At 67.6% G+C, this 15,156-nt stretch carries 12 protein-coding genes; 7 read left to right on the top strand and 5 right to left on the bottom strand.

Features of this window, described 5'->3' with window-relative positions; all coding sequences use genetic code 11:
* The first annotated feature begins 232 nt into the window (after positions 1 to 232).
* From E3T55_RS02700 to E3T55_RS02675, 6 genes are all read left to right on the top strand, one after another.
* Positions 233 to 2,395 (top strand): RecQ family ATP-dependent DNA helicase, encoded by a 2,163-nt coding sequence (locus tag E3T55_RS02700; RefSeq protein WP_134518035.1) that lies wholly within the window; start codon positions 233 to 235, stop codon positions 2,393 to 2,395.
* A gap of 109 nt (positions 2,396 to 2,504) precedes the next feature.
* Complete coding sequence (locus tag E3T55_RS02695; RefSeq protein WP_134518034.1) at positions 2,505 to 3,311, top strand: amino acid ABC transporter substrate-binding protein; 807 nt, start codon at positions 2,505 to 2,507, stop codon at positions 3,309 to 3,311.
* Between the two features lie 66 nt (positions 3,312 to 3,377).
* Positions 3,378 to 4,046, top strand: coding sequence for an amino acid ABC transporter permease (locus E3T55_RS02690; RefSeq protein ID WP_134518033.1), 669 nt, complete (start codon positions 3,378 to 3,380; stop codon positions 4,044 to 4,046).
* Positions 4,033 to 4,851, top strand: coding sequence for an amino acid ABC transporter ATP-binding protein (locus E3T55_RS02685; RefSeq protein WP_134518032.1), 819 nt, complete (start codon positions 4,033 to 4,035; stop codon positions 4,849 to 4,851). Before E3T55_RS02690 ends, E3T55_RS02685 begins: the two co-directional genes overlap by 14 nt.
* A 58-nt stretch (positions 4,852 to 4,909) precedes the next feature.
* Entirely contained in the window at positions 4,910 to 5,734 is an 825-nt protein-coding gene (locus E3T55_RS02680) for a Gmad2 immunoglobulin-like domain-containing protein (protein WP_134518031.1), read from the top strand.
* A gap of 102 nt (positions 5,735 to 5,836) precedes the next feature.
* The gene (locus E3T55_RS02675) at positions 5,837 to 6,550 is read left to right on the top strand and encodes a tyrosine-protein phosphatase (RefSeq protein WP_134518030.1); all 714 of its coding nucleotides are present in this window, start codon (positions 5,837 to 5,839) and stop codon (positions 6,548 to 6,550) included.
* Positions 6,551 to 6,615: 65 nt separating this feature from the next.
* On the opposite strand, the gene E3T55_RS02670 is transcribed toward E3T55_RS02675, so the two are convergent.
* The 3 genes from E3T55_RS02670 to E3T55_RS02660 form a co-directional block, all read right to left on the bottom strand.
* Positions 6,616 to 7,971: a S1C family serine protease gene (locus E3T55_RS02670; protein ID WP_134518029.1), complete on the bottom strand. Its 1,356-nt coding sequence runs from the start codon at positions 7,969 to 7,971 to the stop codon at positions 6,616 to 6,618.
* Between the two features lie 96 nt (positions 7,972 to 8,067).
* Positions 8,068 to 8,574, bottom strand: a complete 507-nt coding sequence (locus E3T55_RS02665) for a 5' nucleotidase, NT5C type (protein ID WP_134518028.1) — start codon at positions 8,572 to 8,574, stop codon at positions 8,068 to 8,070.
* An 83-nt stretch (positions 8,575 to 8,657) separates the two neighbouring features.
* A complete protein-coding gene (locus E3T55_RS02660) occupies positions 8,658 to 9,569 on the bottom strand; it encodes a helix-turn-helix domain-containing protein (RefSeq protein ID WP_134518027.1) in 912 nt (303 codons plus the stop codon).
* 149 nt (positions 9,570 to 9,718) lie between these two features.
* Between E3T55_RS02660 and E3T55_RS02655 the strand changes: the two genes are divergently transcribed.
* Positions 9,719 to 10,687, top strand: a complete 969-nt coding sequence (locus E3T55_RS02655; RefSeq protein ID WP_134518026.1) for an alpha/beta hydrolase — start codon at positions 9,719 to 9,721, stop codon at positions 10,685 to 10,687.
* A gap of 51 nt (positions 10,688 to 10,738) precedes the next feature.
* Here the strand turns inward: E3T55_RS02655 and E3T55_RS02650 are convergent, their stop codons facing one another.
* Together E3T55_RS02650 and E3T55_RS02645 are read right to left on the bottom strand one after the other, a co-directional pair.
* Positions 10,739 to 13,741 carry an AAA family ATPase gene (locus E3T55_RS02650; protein ID WP_134518025.1) on the bottom strand — a complete coding sequence of 1,001 codons (3,003 nt, stop codon included), beginning with the start codon at positions 13,739 to 13,741 and terminating at the stop codon, positions 10,739 to 10,741.
* Positions 13,738 to 14,991: an exonuclease SbcCD subunit D gene (locus tag E3T55_RS02645; protein ID WP_134518024.1), complete on the bottom strand. Its 1,254-nt coding sequence runs from the start codon at positions 14,989 to 14,991 to the stop codon at positions 13,738 to 13,740. The genes E3T55_RS02650 and E3T55_RS02645 overlap by 4 nt, the downstream gene beginning before the upstream one ends.
* Positions 14,992 to 15,156 lie beyond the last annotated feature (165 nt).

Here is a 15,156-nt window from a genome sequence, read left to right as displayed (position 1 = left end):
GGGGAGCATTCGAGTCTCAAACTCCTGGATCACGTTCACCCTCAAAGCCTACCGAGGGAACCTGCCCGCGTGCGCCTGAAACGCTGAGCCCCGCCCCGGTTCGCAGTCGGACCGCATGGTGGCGCTGGCGCCTGCGCAGCGGCGCCGGTTGTCGAGCTGAACGAGACGCACACGCAGCTCCGCGCTGTCGGAGTCGAGTGGAAGTGTCGGTGGTATCTGGCACGCTGGAGGAATGACCGACACCCGCGCATCCGCTCTCGAAATTCTGCGAACCCTGGTCGGCAACGACGCAGCCGACTTTCACGAGGGTCAGTACGAGGCCATCGAGACGCTCGTCGATCAGCGGCGGCGCGCGCTCGTCGTGCAACGCACCGGGTGGGGCAAATCCGCGGTGTACTTTGTGGCCACGCTGCTGTTGCGCCGTCAGGGCGCGGGGCCGACCATTCTGGTGTCGCCGCTGCTCGCGCTGATGCGCGACCAGGTCGCCGCGGCCGCCCGAGCCGGGGTGCGGGCCGTGTCGATCAACTCCGCGAACCCGCACGAATGGGCCGACGTGATGCGGGCGCTGCAGGCCGACGAGGTCGACGTGCTGCTGGTCAGCCCCGAACGCCTCAACAACCCGAGTTTCCGCGACGAGCAGCTGCCCGCCCTGATCAGCCGGGTTGGGCTGCTGGTCGTTGATGAGGCGCACTGCATCTCCGACTGGGGCCATGATTTTCGCCCCGACTACCGCCGACTGCGCGACCTCATCGCGCAGATGCCGGCCGGCGTGCCCGTTCTTGCGACGACCGCGACGGCGAACAGCCGGGTGGTGACGGATGTCGCGGAGCAGGTCGGGCGGGTCGCCCCTGGCGCTTCGACCCACACCGGCGCCGGCGGAACCGCCGAGGTCGTGACCATTCGCGGGCCGCTCGCCCGCTCCTCGCTGCGGCTCGGCGTGCTGCGACTGCCGGGCTCGCGGGCCCGACTGTCGTGGCTGCTCAGCCACCTCGCCGAGCTGCCTGGCAGCGGCATCATCTACACCCTCACCGTGTCCGCGGCCGAAGACACCGCCCGGCTGTTACGGGAGGCCGGCCATGAGGTGCGTGCCTACACCGGCCAGACCGACACCACCGAGCGGGAAGAGAGCGAGGGCATGCTCAAGCGCAACGAGGTCAAGGCCCTCGTGGCCACGAGCGCCCTCGGCATGGGCTTCGATAAGCCCGATCTCGGCTTTGTGCTTCATCTGGGGGCGCCCTCCTCCCCCGTTGCCTACTACCAGCAGGTCGGTCGCGCCGGCCGCGCCACCGAGAACGCCGACGTTCTGCTGCTGCCCGGCATCGAAGACGAAGACATCTGGCAGTACTTCGCGACCTCGTCGATGCCGAGCCAGAACAAGGCCGAATCGGTGCTCAACGCCCTCAGCGAGGCGGGCGCGGCGCTGTCCACCCCGGCGCTCGAGGCCCGCGTCGACCTGCGCCGTTCGCCACTCGAACTGCTGCTCAAGGTGCTCGACGTTGACGGCGCGGTGCAGCGGGTGAAGGGCGGCTGGGTTGCCACCGGGCAGCCCTGGGTCTACGACGCCGAACGCTACGAGCGCATCGCGGCGGCCCGGCAGAGTGAACAGCAGGCCATGCTTCAGTTCGAACGCACGAGCGCCTGTCGCATGGAATTTCTGCAGCGCGCCCTCGACGACGACACCGCCGTTGCCTGCGGCCGCTGCGACAACTGCACGTCTCCCTGGTACCCGGTCGACGTGCACGACGATGCCGCCGCTGCAGCAGCGGCGGCCCTCGACCGCGCCGGCGTCACGATCGAACCGCGGGCGCAGTGGCCCACCGGCGTGGCGAGCCTCGGCGTGAACGTGAAGGGCAATATCGCCGTCACCGAGCGTCTCGCTCCGGGCCGAGCCCTCGCCCGGCTCACCGACCTCGGCTGGGGCGGCCCGTTGCGCGAGGTCTTCGCTGCGGGGGCGGCGGATGCCCCGGCCAGCCAGGCCATGACGGCCGCCTGCATTCGCGTGCTCGCCGACTGGAAGTGGGAGGAACGACCGGCGGCCGTGGTGGCCATGCCGAGCCGCGCGCATCCGTTGCTCATCGATTCGGTGGCCCAGGCGCTGGCGCAGGTCGGCCGGTTGCCATTCCTCGGCACCCTCGACGCGGTCAATGGCGGGCCGACCGGAACGAGCGGCGGCAACAGCGCCTACCGACTGGCGGCAGTGTGGGAGCGCTTCGCGGTTGGCGACGATCTGGCCGCAGCGCTGACGACGGCCGCACCCGACGGCTTCGCGGGCCGGCCCGTGCTGCTGATCGACGACGTGGCCGACAGCCGGTGGACCCTCACCGTGGCCGGACGGGCCCTGCGCCGAGCGGGTGCGGGTGCGGTGCTCCCCTTCACACTGGCCGTGCGCGCCTAGAGCTGCGGAATATTCACGACGCTGTCCGCCTTGTTACGCTAGGGAGTTGCCATTCGGCGATTTCGGCGCACACACGCACTCGCATCCACTCTTGGTAAGGCCAGCACCCATGAAGTTGAACAGCAGAATCGTCTCGGCAGCACTCCTCACCGCGGTAACCGTCGCCCTCACCGGATGCTCCGCCACCGGCGGCGACTCGGCTGGCACCGACGATTCGCTCAGCAGCGTGCTGGATTCCGGGGTTCTGACCGTCGGCACCGAGGGCACCTACCGCCCCTTCTCGTACCACGAAGACGGCTCGGGCGACCTGACCGGCTATGACGTGGACGTCGTCGAAGCCGTGGCCGCCGAGCTCGGCGTCGAGGTCAGCTTCGAAGAGACCCAGTGGGACGGCATCTTCGGGGGACTCACGTCCGGTCGCTTCGATGTGATCGCCAACCAGGTCTCGATCACCCCCGAGCGCGTCGATTCCTACGCGTTTTCCACGCCCTACACCTACTCGACCGGCGTGATCGTCGTTCCCGAGGCCAACACCTCGATCACCTCCTTCGCAAGCCTCGATGGTCTGACCACCGCGCAGTCGCTCACGAGCAACTGGTACACCCTCGCGACCGAGAGTGGCGCGACCGTCGAAGCAGTCGATGGCTGGGCGCAGTCCGTGGCGCTCGTCGAAGAGGGCCGCGTTGACGCGACCGTCAACGACAAGCTCACCTTTCTCGACTACCAGAAGCAGACCGGAGCCGACGGCCTGAAGGTCGCCGCCGAGACGACCGATCGTTCCGAGAGTGCCTTCGCCTTCGCGCTCGGCAGCGACGCTCTCGCCGCCGCGATCAGCGACGCGCTCGCCACCCTCGCCGCCGACGGCACCCTCGCCGAGATCAGCGACACCTATTTCGGTGCGGACGTCAGCCAGTAGCTCGACGTGGGCATCCGCTCACGACCCTGACCAAGAACCGGGACCCGAAGAACTGATGAATCGCGCATGAATGAATCCAGCTCCGAGCTGTTTTTCAGTTCCATCGGCCCCCTGGTGCAGGGGGCGATCACCGGCACGATCCCGCTCGCGTTGGCATCCTTCGCCATCGGGCTCGTGCTGGCGCTCGCCCTCGCGCTCATGCGCCTGTCCCGGCGGCGCTGGATCTCGTCCATCGCGCGCGTCTACATCTCAATCGTGCGCGGCACCCCCCTGTTGGTGCAGCTCTATGTCATCTTCTACGGCCTGCCCTCACTGGGCATCGTGCTCGACTACTGGCCGAGCGCCATCATTGCCTTCTCCATCAACGTCGGTGGCTACGCGGCCGAGGTCATCCGCGCTGCGATCCTGTCGGTACCCAAGGGTCAGTGGGAGGCGGCCTACATGGTCGGTATGTCCCGCAGCCGCACGCTCAGCCGCATCATTTTGCCGCAGGCCGCGCGGGTGTCGGTACCGCCGCTGTCCAACACCTTCATCAGCCTGGTCAAGGACACCTCGCTCGCGTCCTTGGTGCTCGTGACCGAACTGTTCCGCGAGGCCGAGCAGATCGCCGCCTTCAGCCAGGAATTCATGCTGATCTACCTTGAGGCTGCCCTCGTGTACTGGGTCATCTGCCTGGTGCTCTCGACCGGACAGGGTTTTCTCGAAAAGCGATTGGACCGCTATGTCGCCCGTTGACCCGCCCGTAACCCCGCCCGTGTTCCTGCCTGCAACGCCGCCGACGGATGCCGCCGCCCTGCTCACCGTGCGCGGCCTGCAGAAGAGCTTCGGCACAACCCGGGTGCTCGAATCGATCGACCTGACCGTGAACCGCGGCACCGTTCTCGCCCTGATCGGGCCCTCGGGTTCGGGAAAGACCACGATTCTGCGCTGCCTCAACGGTCTGGACCTCGCCGACGGCGGCACAATCGATGTGGCCGACTACCCCACCGTGAGCTTCGACGCCGTCCCCGGCAAGAAACAACTCACGACACTGCGCGACCGCTCCGCCATGGTCTTTCAGCACTACAACCTCTTTCCGCACAAAACCGTGCTCGAGAACGTCATCGAAGGCCCGGTCATCGTGCAGAAGCGCAACCGGGCCGAGGTCACCGCCGAGGCTCTCGCCTTGCTCGACCGGGTCGGCCTCACCGAGAAAAAAGACAGCTACCCCTTCGAACTCTCCGGCGGTCAGCAGCAGCGGGTCGGCATCGTGCGTGCCCTCGCACTGCGCCCGCAACTGCTGCTCTTCGATGAGCCCACCTCGGCGCTCGACCCTGAACTCGTCGGCGACGTGCTGCGGCTGATCAAGGAGCTCGCCACCGAGGGCTGGACCATGGTCATCGTGACCCACGAACTCGAATTTGCACGCGAGGTCGCAACCGAGATCGCGTTCGTCGACGGCGGCCTGATCGTCGAGCACGGCGCCCCGAAGGAGGTGCTGCGCAACCCCCGAGAGGACCGCACCCGGCAGTTTCTGCACCGGCTGCTCTTTCCCTTCTAAACCACCAGCGGAAGAGACGGGAACGGGCGTAAAATAGGCCGAGGAAAGGTCTGGAGCCATGGTTCACCTCCAATTTCCTCTGCGCACCGGCCGTCTCACGGCAACCGTGATTGTCGCGGCCGCCGTGCTGCTCGTGGCAGCCTGTGCGGGTTCCGGTCCGTTGGCAGCGCCGCCGACCTCACCTGCACCCACCGCCACGCCAACACCAACACCCAGCGAAACGCCCACGGCTGATCCCACGCCGACACCCACGTCCGATCCCGCATTCATCACGATCCTGCGACCGGAGGACAGCGCAACGGTGCGGATACCCATAGCGTTCGACGGAACGTCGAACACCTTCGAGGCCGCGCTCACGGTCGACGCGGTGAACGAGGCAGGCGATCAGCTCTGCGTGCGTCATCTCACGGCGACCTCCGGCAGTGGGACTCCCGGCACCTGGCAGACCCTGCTCGCCTTCGCCCCAGAGAGCGAGAGCGCCCGCCCAATCATTCTGCGGGCCTACGAGCTCAGCCCGAAAGATGGGTCGCGCATCAATCTCGTCGAGCGCCCGGTGACGCTGTCCCCCACTCGCCCGGCGATCACCTTGACGAGCCCGGCATGCGGCGATACGGTCGCCGCCGGCGGCGTACTCAGCGTGTCGGGTGTCGCCACGGTCTTCGAAGCGCAACTCACCGTGGAACTGCGCGACGCCCGCGGAACCGTCGTTTTCACCCGATACCTGATGACCGAGGAAGGCGGGGTGGAATCACTGTTCGGCGAGTTCGTGACCCTCCCGAGCGGGTTGACTGCCGGATTTTACGACCTCGTGGCCTTCAACACCAGCATGAAAGACGGCAGCGTGCAGAACGAATTCGCCGTACAGATCACCGTGCAGTCGTAGGTGCACCGCGCAGTCCTGATCTCGCACAGGGAGCCCGCAGAGTTGGGGTAATCGTCAGGTCGGGGTTACCGTGCGTTCACCTCGTCGGCGGAGGCTGTGGGCATGACTCTCCTGAGCGTGCCCGGCACCTACAACGTGCGCGCAATCGGCGACATCGGCTCGCCATGGTTGCTGCGGGCGGCGACCCTGGATGCGATCACCGAGGCGGGGGCATCCGTTCTGGCACGCCTGAAGGTCGCTCTCGTGCTTGACCTGCGCGACGGCGGCGAGCGCGGAGAGGTGCAGCACCCGATTCCGGTGCGCCACCTGCCAATCTTCGAGGCCGCGGATGCGCCGCCGCACGTGCAGCCGCTGACCGGAACGCTCGAGGAAATCTACGAGACGCTCATCTACACCCGGGCGGTGCAGCTCACCCGAGCCGTTGCGGTCATCGCCGATGCGACCGGCCCGGTTCTCGTGCACTGCGCGGCCGGCAAGGACCGGACGGGCCTCGTCGTGGCTCTCACCCTGCTGGCCGCCGGAGCCGACCCCGACGATGTCATTGCCGACTATGCGCTCTCGACCACCGAGGTGCGGCTCTTTCGCCGGGAGTTGGCCGATGCAGCGCTGCGCGAGCTGCCGTTGACCGAGGAAGAATACGAGGCGGCGCTCAGCCTGCACCTTGACAGCCCGGCCGATGCCCTGCGGCATGTGCTGGCCGTGCTCGCCCGTTTCGGCGGGGTGCAGGCGTACCTCGTGCGCGCGGGACTCACGGTCGACCAGTTTCACGCTCTGCGCGATCGCTTCGCTGCCTGCCTCGGCCCGCAGCCGACCTAAAACACCACGCGAGAGCGGGCGGGGCAGGGTCAGTCGGCGGGGCAGGGTCAGTCGGCGGGGCAGGGTCAGTCGGCGGGGCCAGCGATCAGCGTGACGGATGCGGTGTGGCTGGCTCCCGCGGCATCGGTCCAGCTGACGGCGACCGCGTCACCGACGTCGTAGCCGTGCAGCACGGCGGACAGGCTCGACGACGTGACGGCGAGTGCGTCCACGGCGGTGATGGTGTCACCGGCGACGAGGCCGGCCGCGGCCGCCGGCGTACCCTCGATCACGGCCTGGAGCAGCGCCGAACCATCGGTCGTGGTGGCGCCGACAGCGACGCCGAGAAACGCCGGGTAGCCGATGGTGACGGTGTCGGTCTCGACGCCCGATTCGATGGCGGCGACGGTCTCGAGGGCGTTCTCGATCGTGATCGCGTAGCCGGTCACGTTCGCGGTGCCCGACGATGCCGCGGTGTTGATGCCGATGACCTCGCCGTCGGCATCGAGCAGCGGACCGCCGGAGTCCCCGGACTCGATCTGCGCATTGATCTCGATGAGTTCGCTGAGCGTTTCGGCGTTGGAACCGTCGGAATTCTGTGCCGTGATGGTCTCGTCGAGCGACGTGACCGCGCCAGCGGCCGCGGTGAGCTCACCGGTGCCGCCGGCGTTGCCGACGCCCGTCACGGCATCCCCGACTGCCACAGCAGAGGTGGTGTCGAGGTCTGCGGGGGTGAGGCCGAAGGCATCCGTCAGTTGCAGCACGGCGATATCGGCGCTCGAGTCGGTGCCGACGACCTCGGCCGGGTACGTCTCACCGGTCGTCGCGACCGTGACCGAAATGCTCGTTGAACCCTCAATGACGTGATTATTGGTGAGGATCAGCCCGTCGCTGCTGAGCACAACGCCCGTGCCGGCCGCGGCCGAGCTCTCATAGTCGAGTTCGGTCTCGATGAGCACGATGCCGACCGATTGTGCGTCACTGGCCGCGGTCGACTCGAGCGTGCTCGCCGAGGAACCGGTCGAGGATCCCGGCCCGAAACCGGTCGCCGCGCCGGGACCTGCGCCGCCCGGGGCGGAGAAGCCGTCCGGCGGGCCGTCGGCGCCGCTTCCCTCGGTGCCGGTGGCCCCCTCGGTCGTTCCGGGGTAGTCGCCGGTGACGGATGTCGTGCTCAGGTCACTGCCGGCGCTCGACGCTCCGGCCTGGCCGAGGGCATAGCCGATGCCGCTCGATCCCACGATGAGCGCCGCAGCGACACCGACCGCGGCGGCGGTGCGGGTACGCCAGAACGCACGCCTCGCGACCACCGGTGCCGGGGATGCGCCCCACGACGGGTTCAGACCGGTCGTTCCATCAGCGGCTGCTTCGTAGACCACAACGTAGGGTGCGGCCGCGGCGGCTGCCGCGATCTGGTCGGGCGAACGGTCGTCATGCGTGGTCATTGCTCTGCCTTTCACTCAGGTCAACGGCCCCAGCCGTCGTCTCTGATACAGAGCAAACTGCATCCGGCTATGGGGTTCCTATGACCCAGATGGGTGTCAGGCGTGAGAAAAACGGCGCGGGCTGGCAACCGTGTCGTCTTCGGCCCGCTCGAGCAGGTACCGCGTGACGGTCGCCCAGTCCGGAAAGTCCGGTGTCAGAAACTGGATCAGTTCGCCCTCGAACCGGTCGGCACCGATTGCCGAACGGTCGTCGACGAGAAATTCCCCGCGGTTCAGGTGCTTGTGATGCGACAGGATGAGGCGCTGGTAGGCGGGGGTACCCTCTTCGGCCCCCAGATACTCGTGGACCCACTCAAGTTTGTTCTGCCACGCACTCGCGTTGCCCCACGGCGCCGTGGACAGAATGTACGTGTCGAACGATCGGGACAGGGTACAGAAGGCCTCGATCGCGCCGGGCAGAGGCTCCATGCGGGCGTAAATTCCGGGCGCCTCGTCGAGGCGCTTCTCATAGCGGCAGTACTCCGCGTTGGTCAGCCGATCGATGCCCGACTGCACATTCACAAGCGCATTGTCGAGGTCGATGTACAGGATCTTTTGGGTCATGCGGGGCTCCCATCGGCCGCACACATCCTCGTACACAGCCATCCGATCGTGGCAGTCCGCGGGCTCCGTGGCAATCCCCAATTTCACCGTTTTCGCACCGGTTCGCTCAGCCCGACAGCCGTCGACTCGCCGCTCAATCGGCGCCATTCGCTCGGGGATGCGCCAAAACGTTGGCGAAAGAGTCGGGTGAACAGCGACGGGCTGCCGAACCCCCACCGCTCGGCGATCAACGCGACGGCAACGGCGGGTTCGCCCGGACCGCCAAGATCGCTGCGGGCTCGCTCGAGTCGACGCTGCTGAATCAGCCGGTGCACGGTCACCGGCTCGGTCTCGAAGGCCTTGTGCAGCGCCCGCAGGGAGATCAGGTGAGCGGTCGCAATCGCTCCCGGCGACAATTCGGGGTCACGCAGATGCGCGTCGATGTAGTCTCTGACCCGGTGCACGAGCGTGACATGCAGCAGATCGTTTGAGGGGCAGAGCGCGAGTTGCTCGGTCGCGGCGATGCGAACCAGGTCGACAATCGCCTCCGCGATCAGCGTGCCAGCCCGCACGTTCAGCGTTCCGGCGACCCGCGCGAGCTGGGCGATCGCGGCCGCGGCGACGGATGCCCCGCCGGGCGGCGCATCCGTCACCGCCAGCCCGATCGGCGTGCGGCAGAGCGCCGCCAGATCGGTGTCAGACAGCCCCAGACGCCGCTTGGGCGCTTCGAACAGCGAGCTCAGATGCGGGCCGGGATAGCTGAGCACGCAGGGCCGCGACGCATCGAAGATGAGCAGATGTCCCGCCGGGACCACGGTGATCTGGCCGGCCTGAAACAGTTCAAGACAGCCGATGTGCTGAACGTGCACGTCGACCAGATCGCAGCCGGTCGGCTCGGCGCCGGCAACGACCTCGGGTTGCAGCGATTCGAGGCGACCGATCACGAAGCGCTCGAAGCCGTTCTGCTGCCCGAGCTCATACCGGTACTGATCGAGACGGCGGATGAGCACAACCATGGCGTTATCGTACTCACCTCGCCGCGAACCGGCCAGTGGTCGCTGCACGCACGGGAGGTGGCCGATCCGTGCCGGTGCCTGCCGATTCGACCGTTATTCCGCGACGATGAGAGCTAGCCGAGCCATTTGCTGATCGTGATGGGACTCTGATGACCGCCAACCCCCGCAACATCGCCCTCGAACCGGCCGCGCAGGCCTTCGCCGAGGCGACCGACGAGCGTCCGTACCTGCACGAGCTCCCGCCCAATGACGGCCGTCGTGCCGTCGACGAGGTGCAGTCCAGCCACATTCACAAGCCCGACATCGACGAGGACTGGGTGGGGATCGCCGGCGGACCCACCGGTCTGGTCAATGCCCGCATCGTTCGGCCCGTGGGCAGCACGGGCACTCTGCCGGTGATCCTGTACCTGCACGGCGCCGGTTGGGTGTTCGGTGACGCCCACACCCATGACCGTCTGGTGCGGGACCTCGCGATAGGAGCGAACGCTGCGGTGGTCTTTCCCGAGTACGACCGCGCGCCCGAAGCCAAGTACCCCATCGCCCTCGAGCAGTGCTACGCGGTCGCCCAGTGGATCATGCGGGACGGAGCCGACCAGAATCTGGATGGTTCACGTCTCGCCGTGGCCGGGGACTCGGTGGGCGGCAACCTGGCGATCGCCCTCACGCTGCTCGCGAAGGAACGCGGGGACGTGCACTTCGTGCAGCAGGTCGAGTTTTACCCGGTGACCAACGCGAAGTTCGACACGGAGTCCTACAAGCTCTTCGCCAAGGGATACTTTCTGAGCCTCGCCGCGATGAAGTGGTTCTGGGATCAATACACGACGAACGAGAAGGACCGCGCCCAGATCACAGCGAGTCCGCTGCGCGCCACCACCGAGCAGTTGCGCGGCCTGCCCCCGGCACTCATCATCACGAGCGAGGCCGACGTACTGCGCGACGAGGGTGAGGCCTTCGCCGCCAAACTGCGCACGGCCGGGGTCGCGGTCACCGCCGTGCGCTACACCGGGATTCTGCACGACTTCGTGATGCTCAATCAGCTGCACGACACGCAGGCGGCCCGTGCCGCCGTCACCCAGGCCGCCATGACGCTCAAGGCAGCACTGCACGCCCCGGCGTGATCCAGAAACCCGCCCGCCGCGACACCGGGCGATCCCTTAGCACTGTGTCCCTTAGCTCTGTGTCCCTGAGCTCTGGGCCTCGACTTCGCTGTAGCCCTGGTCAGTGACGACGATGCTCAGTCGGGCGGGGATCTGCTCCTTCATCGACTCGACGTGGCTGATCAGCCCAATCGTGCGCCCGCCGGCGCGCAGCGTGTCGAGAGTACCCATCGCCGTTTCCAGGGTTTCGCTGTCGAGGGACCCAAAGCCCTCATCGACGAACAGGGTGTCGAGCGTGATTCCGCCGGCCTGGTTGGTGACCACCTCGGCGAGGCCCAGCGCCAGGGCGAGCGAGGCCAGAAAAGTCTCGCCACCCGACAGGGACTGGGTCGCCCGCGCCCGACCGGTGTGCTCGTCGCGAATCGCGAGCCCGAGCCCCGACTGCGCGCCTCGAAACTCCGCCGCATCGTCGTGCTCCAGGGTGTAGCGACCGCTCGTCATCGTGCGCAGCCGCTGGTTGGCCGCCGCAACGATCTCCTCGAGCTGGGCAGCGAGCACGAAGCTTTCCAGGCGCATCCTCTTGGTGTTGGGTTCGTCGCCGTGTACGACGTCGGCGAGACCGCGAACCTGCTTCTGTTCCACGAGCAGGGCAGCGGATGCCGTGAAATGGCGGCGAACATCCGTCACCACCGTCGAGAGCTGGCCCGCACGCTCCGCGACCGAACTGTGCCCGGTGAGGGCATCGTCACGCGCGACGCTGGCCTCGCGCAGCAACAGGTCGGCGGGTTCCCGGTTCACGGGCTCGAGGGGCAGCCCGATCAGGTCGGGTTCGGCGAGGGTGGCCTGCGCGGCGGCGAGAGCGTCATCGTGAACGCGCACGAGTGCCTGCCGACGGGTAATTTCGGCCGCGGTCAGGCGCGCCGTGCCCACCTCGTCCGCACGATCGAAGTGCTCCTCGAGAAGCTGTGCGGCGAGGGCACCGCGAACGGTCGTGTCGGCGTCGGCGCGCTCCCTCGCCTGTTCGAGGGCGTCCACCAGCCGGCGGCTGAGGTCGCGCTGGTGCTCCAGATGGGCGACCTGATCACCGATGCTCGCGAAGTCGCCGCGGTGCACGGCCACGCGGGCGGCGATCGTCTGCCGATGGCTGAGGCGCTCGGTGTGGGCACTGGCGGCCGCATCCCGACTGGCACGGGTGTCGACGAGCCCGGCAGCTGCCACGGCCAATTCGCTGCGCAGTCCCTTCACCGAATCGGCGAGACTCCCGGTTCGGGCGGCGGCGGCCCTGGCCGTGCTCTGGGCGTCTGTCGTGGTCTGCACCTCGACGGTCAGCTGCGTCACGCTGCGGTCGCCGGCCCGCGCCCGTGCGGTCGCCAGTCGGGTACCGATCGTCTGCACCGTGTCGTGCGCGTCGGCGAGGTCGTGCTGCCGCGCGGTCATCGCGAGCCGGGCCGCGTCGAGGTCGATTTCGGTGACCGGGTCGGGCACACCGTTCGACGGATGCGGATGCTCGGCCGCCCCACACACTGAACACGGTTGCCCCGGTACCAGTCGGCTCGCGAGTTCGGAGGAAAACCCGGCGAACCGGGCGGCCAACAGCGCCTCGTAGCGGGCCGCGGAGGCGGTGTTGGCGGCACTGGCCGCGGTCTCCCCCTGTTGCGCGACGCGCAGCTGGTCGGTGCACTCCGCGACGACGGTGGCGGCCGCGAGCGACGCTTCGGCCCGGTCGCGATCGGCGGTCGCGTCGCCCTCACGCGCCGCCAGCAGGGTCATGTCGGCGAGATCGGTCTCGGCGAGAGTGATCTGCTCTGGCAGCGCGTCGATACGGGATTGGGCGTCGGCCAGCTCGGTCGCGGCGGAGTGCACCCGCGCCGCCAGATCGGTGATCTCGGAGTCGAGTGCGGGCAGGCGCCGCTCGTCACCGAGGGCATCATCGAGGGTGCCGAGGCGGCCGAGCAGCGCGTCGAGCAGACCGCGCACGACCGTCACGGTGACGGCGTCGGCGTTTGCATCGGTGTCGGCGTTGGCGTCGGCGTCGGTGAGCGCGAGATCGCACCAGCGGGCGCGGGCATCCGCTTCGGCGGTGAGAGCGGCGGCGAGATCGATGGCCGACTGCTCGGCCGCGCGCACCTGTGGCCAGACGCGGGCGGCGCGAGCGGCCCTCTGCAACACGAGACGCTGCGCGTCGATCGCCGCGCGCGCCTCGTCGAGTGCACCGAGCCGGGCGCTCGCGGCATCGCGGCGCTGCTGGCGGCGAGCGACGTCATCGACCTGTTTCTGGCCGGCCACCGCGGTCAGCAGGGCCAGGGCCGCCCGATCGGACTGCTCAGCGGCCGCGGCCAGTTCGCTTCGCAGCGCGGTCAGCGCAGCGTCAAACCAATCGAGGTCTGGCGTCGGCGGCGCAGCATCAAGCCGCAGCTGGATGGCAGCGGATGCCGCCCGTTCCTCGATGCTGCGCACGACGTCGGCGAGCTGCCCGTCGACTAACTTTCGGCGCACGATCAACGCGGATTCGAGTTGTTCGAATCGCGCTGTTCCGAACAGGGTACGCAACACCGTGCGGCGATCCTCGGTCTTGGCGAGCAAGAACTTCTGGAATCGGTTCTGGGCGAGCAGGATCACCTGCAGAAACTGGTCGACCTTGAGCGGCAGGATGCGGCTGAGTTCGTTGCCGACGTCGACCGGTCGGGCGGCCACACCGATGAAGTCGTCTCCCTGCCGTACCTCGAGCACGGCGTCGGGCTGCGAGATCGTGGTTCCGCCGCCGCGCTTCTTCGGCCTCGGATACCGCGGCGTGCGGTACACCCGGTATTGCTGCCCACCGACGCTGAAGACAAGCTCAACGAAGGTCGGGTCGTCGGGTGCGCAGTGGTCGCTGCGCAACGACAGTTCACCGCCGTCGAAACGCGGAACCTGCGCGTAGAGGGCAAAACAGATGGCGTCGAGGATGCTCGATTTGCCGGCCCCGGTCTTGCCCGTGATCAGGAAGATGCCATCGTCGTCGAATTTCTCGAAGTCGATGAGCTGTTCGTTCTTGTAGGGTCCGAAGCCCGCGAGGCGCAGGCGCAGAATCTTCATGACCGCACCCCCTGCGCGGTCGACGGCGCGCTATGCTGCTCAGTCGCGCCGTGCTGCTCGGTCGTGCTGTTCTGCTCGGTCGTGCTGTTCTGCTCATTCGTGCTGTTCTGCTGCTGCAGAATTTCGGTGATCAGGGCGGCCTCGAACTCTGTGGGCCCGACACCATTGCGCACGTATTCGAGAAAACCAGCCACAATGTCCGGGTCGGACTTCGCCCTCACCCGTTCCCGGTAGGTCGAGGCCTCGGGGTCCACCACCACGCTGGGTCGGTGCTCGAGCGCCACGCAGAACGGAAACCGCTCATGCAACTGCCGCATGCCGTCGAGCGGGCGCACCCGATCGGTGAGCACGGCCTTCACCCAGTCGCCCTCATTGCGTCGAAGGCTCGGGTCGCCCAGGAGTTCGTCGAGGGTGCCGGTGATCTGGCTCAGGCGCCGCGGAACGGGCAGGTCGACCCACTCAACGTCGGCATCGGCCCCGACGGCGCCGAGCTCGACGAGCCAGGCACCCCGCGGCTTGCCGGCCTCCGAGAATGAGTAGTGCAGCGGAGCCCCGCAGTAACGCACCCGGTTGCTGAGCGTGGCGCGGCCGTGGATGTGGCCGAGGGCAACGTAGTCGGGACCATCGAACACGCTCGTCGAGACGACGTCGAGGCCACCGGCGGTGATGTCCCGCTCGACCTCGCTGGCCTCGGTCGCCGGCGCACTACCGGCCGCGAAGCAATGGGCAAGCACGACGCTGCGCCCACCGCGCGCGGCCGCATCGGCCCGCACCCCCCGCATGACAAAGCCGAGCACCTGCTCGTGGGTCTTCAGTTCTTCCTCAGGGTGATGATGGCGAATGATGACCGGCTCCAGGTACGGAATGCCGTAGAAGTGAACGGGCCCGTGGGCATCCGTCACCGTGACCGGCTCGAGGTATTCGTCGTGCCGGGTGATGATGTGGATGCCTGCCAGCCGCGCCCACTCGGCCTGAAAGCCGAGTCGGGCGGCGGAGTCGTGGTTGCCGCTCGTCATCACGACAATGGCGCCGGCAGCCTTGAGCTGTCGCAGCACGGTCGTCAGAACACCGAGGCTGTCTCTGGAGGGCATCGCCGAGTCGAAGATGTCGCCGGCGACGACGACCACGTCGACGCCGCGGTCACGCACGACCTCGACGAGTGCGGTCAGTACCGTGCCGAGATGTTCGAGGGTGGGGTGGGTATGAAAGGTGCGCCCGATGTGCCAGTCCGAGGTATGCAGAATCTTCATGCCTCCCACGCTAACGGCCCCCTCCGACACTGCCCGCCGCCCACCCCGGACGCGGTTCAGCGCTTCACAAATATTCTTTGTTTATCTGTGTTTGCTCTTGCATGTAAAGATGAACGAAGCTACAGTCAGTGCTACAAGCCGGATTCACCCCCGTTCAGCTCCGTT

Origin of the sequence: Cryobacterium frigoriphilum, assembly GCF_004403305.1 — a bacterium.
Taxonomy (GTDB): domain Bacteria; phylum Actinomycetota; class Actinomycetes; order Actinomycetales; family Microbacteriaceae; genus Cryobacterium; species Cryobacterium frigoriphilum.
Note: the sequence above shows the minus strand (reverse complement) of the source record. Positions and strands in the feature narration are given on the sequence as shown.

Excerpts from the sequence above, each read along its gene's own strand:
- E3T55_RS02700 (WP_134518035.1), top strand. The coding sequence starts at position 233 with ATGACCGACACCCGCGCATCCGCTCTCGAAATTCTGCGAACCCTGGTC.
- E3T55_RS02695 (WP_134518034.1), top strand. The coding sequence starts at position 2,505 with ATGAAGTTGAACAGCAGAATCGTCTCGGCAGCACTCCTCACCGCGGTA.
- E3T55_RS02690 (WP_134518033.1), top strand. The coding sequence starts at position 3,378 with ATGAATGAATCCAGCTCCGAGCTGTTTTTCAGTTCCATCGGCCCCCTG.
- E3T55_RS02685 (WP_134518032.1), top strand. The coding sequence starts at position 4,033 with ATGTCGCCCGTTGACCCGCCCGTAACCCCGCCCGTGTTCCTGCCTGCA.
- E3T55_RS02680 (WP_134518031.1), top strand. The coding sequence starts at position 4,910 with ATGGTTCACCTCCAATTTCCTCTGCGCACCGGCCGTCTCACGGCAACC.
- E3T55_RS02675 (WP_134518030.1), top strand. The coding sequence starts at position 5,837 with ATGACTCTCCTGAGCGTGCCCGGCACCTACAACGTGCGCGCAATCGGC.
- E3T55_RS02670 (WP_134518029.1), bottom strand. The coding sequence starts at position 7,971 with ATGACCACGCATGACGACCGTTCGCCCGACCAGATCGCGGCAGCCGCC.
- E3T55_RS02665 (WP_134518028.1), bottom strand. The coding sequence starts at position 8,574 with ATGACCCAAAAGATCCTGTACATCGACCTCGACAATGCGCTTGTGAAT.
- E3T55_RS02660 (WP_134518027.1), bottom strand. The coding sequence starts at position 9,569 with ATGGTTGTGCTCATCCGCCGTCTCGATCAGTACCGGTATGAGCTCGGG.
- E3T55_RS02655 (WP_134518026.1), top strand. The coding sequence starts at position 9,719 with ATGACCGCCAACCCCCGCAACATCGCCCTCGAACCGGCCGCGCAGGCC.
- E3T55_RS02650 (WP_134518025.1), bottom strand. The coding sequence starts at position 13,741 with ATGAAGATTCTGCGCCTGCGCCTCGCGGGCTTCGGACCCTACAAGAAC.
- E3T55_RS02645 (WP_134518024.1), bottom strand. The coding sequence starts at position 14,991 with ATGAAGATTCTGCATACCTCGGACTGGCACATCGGGCGCACCTTTCAT.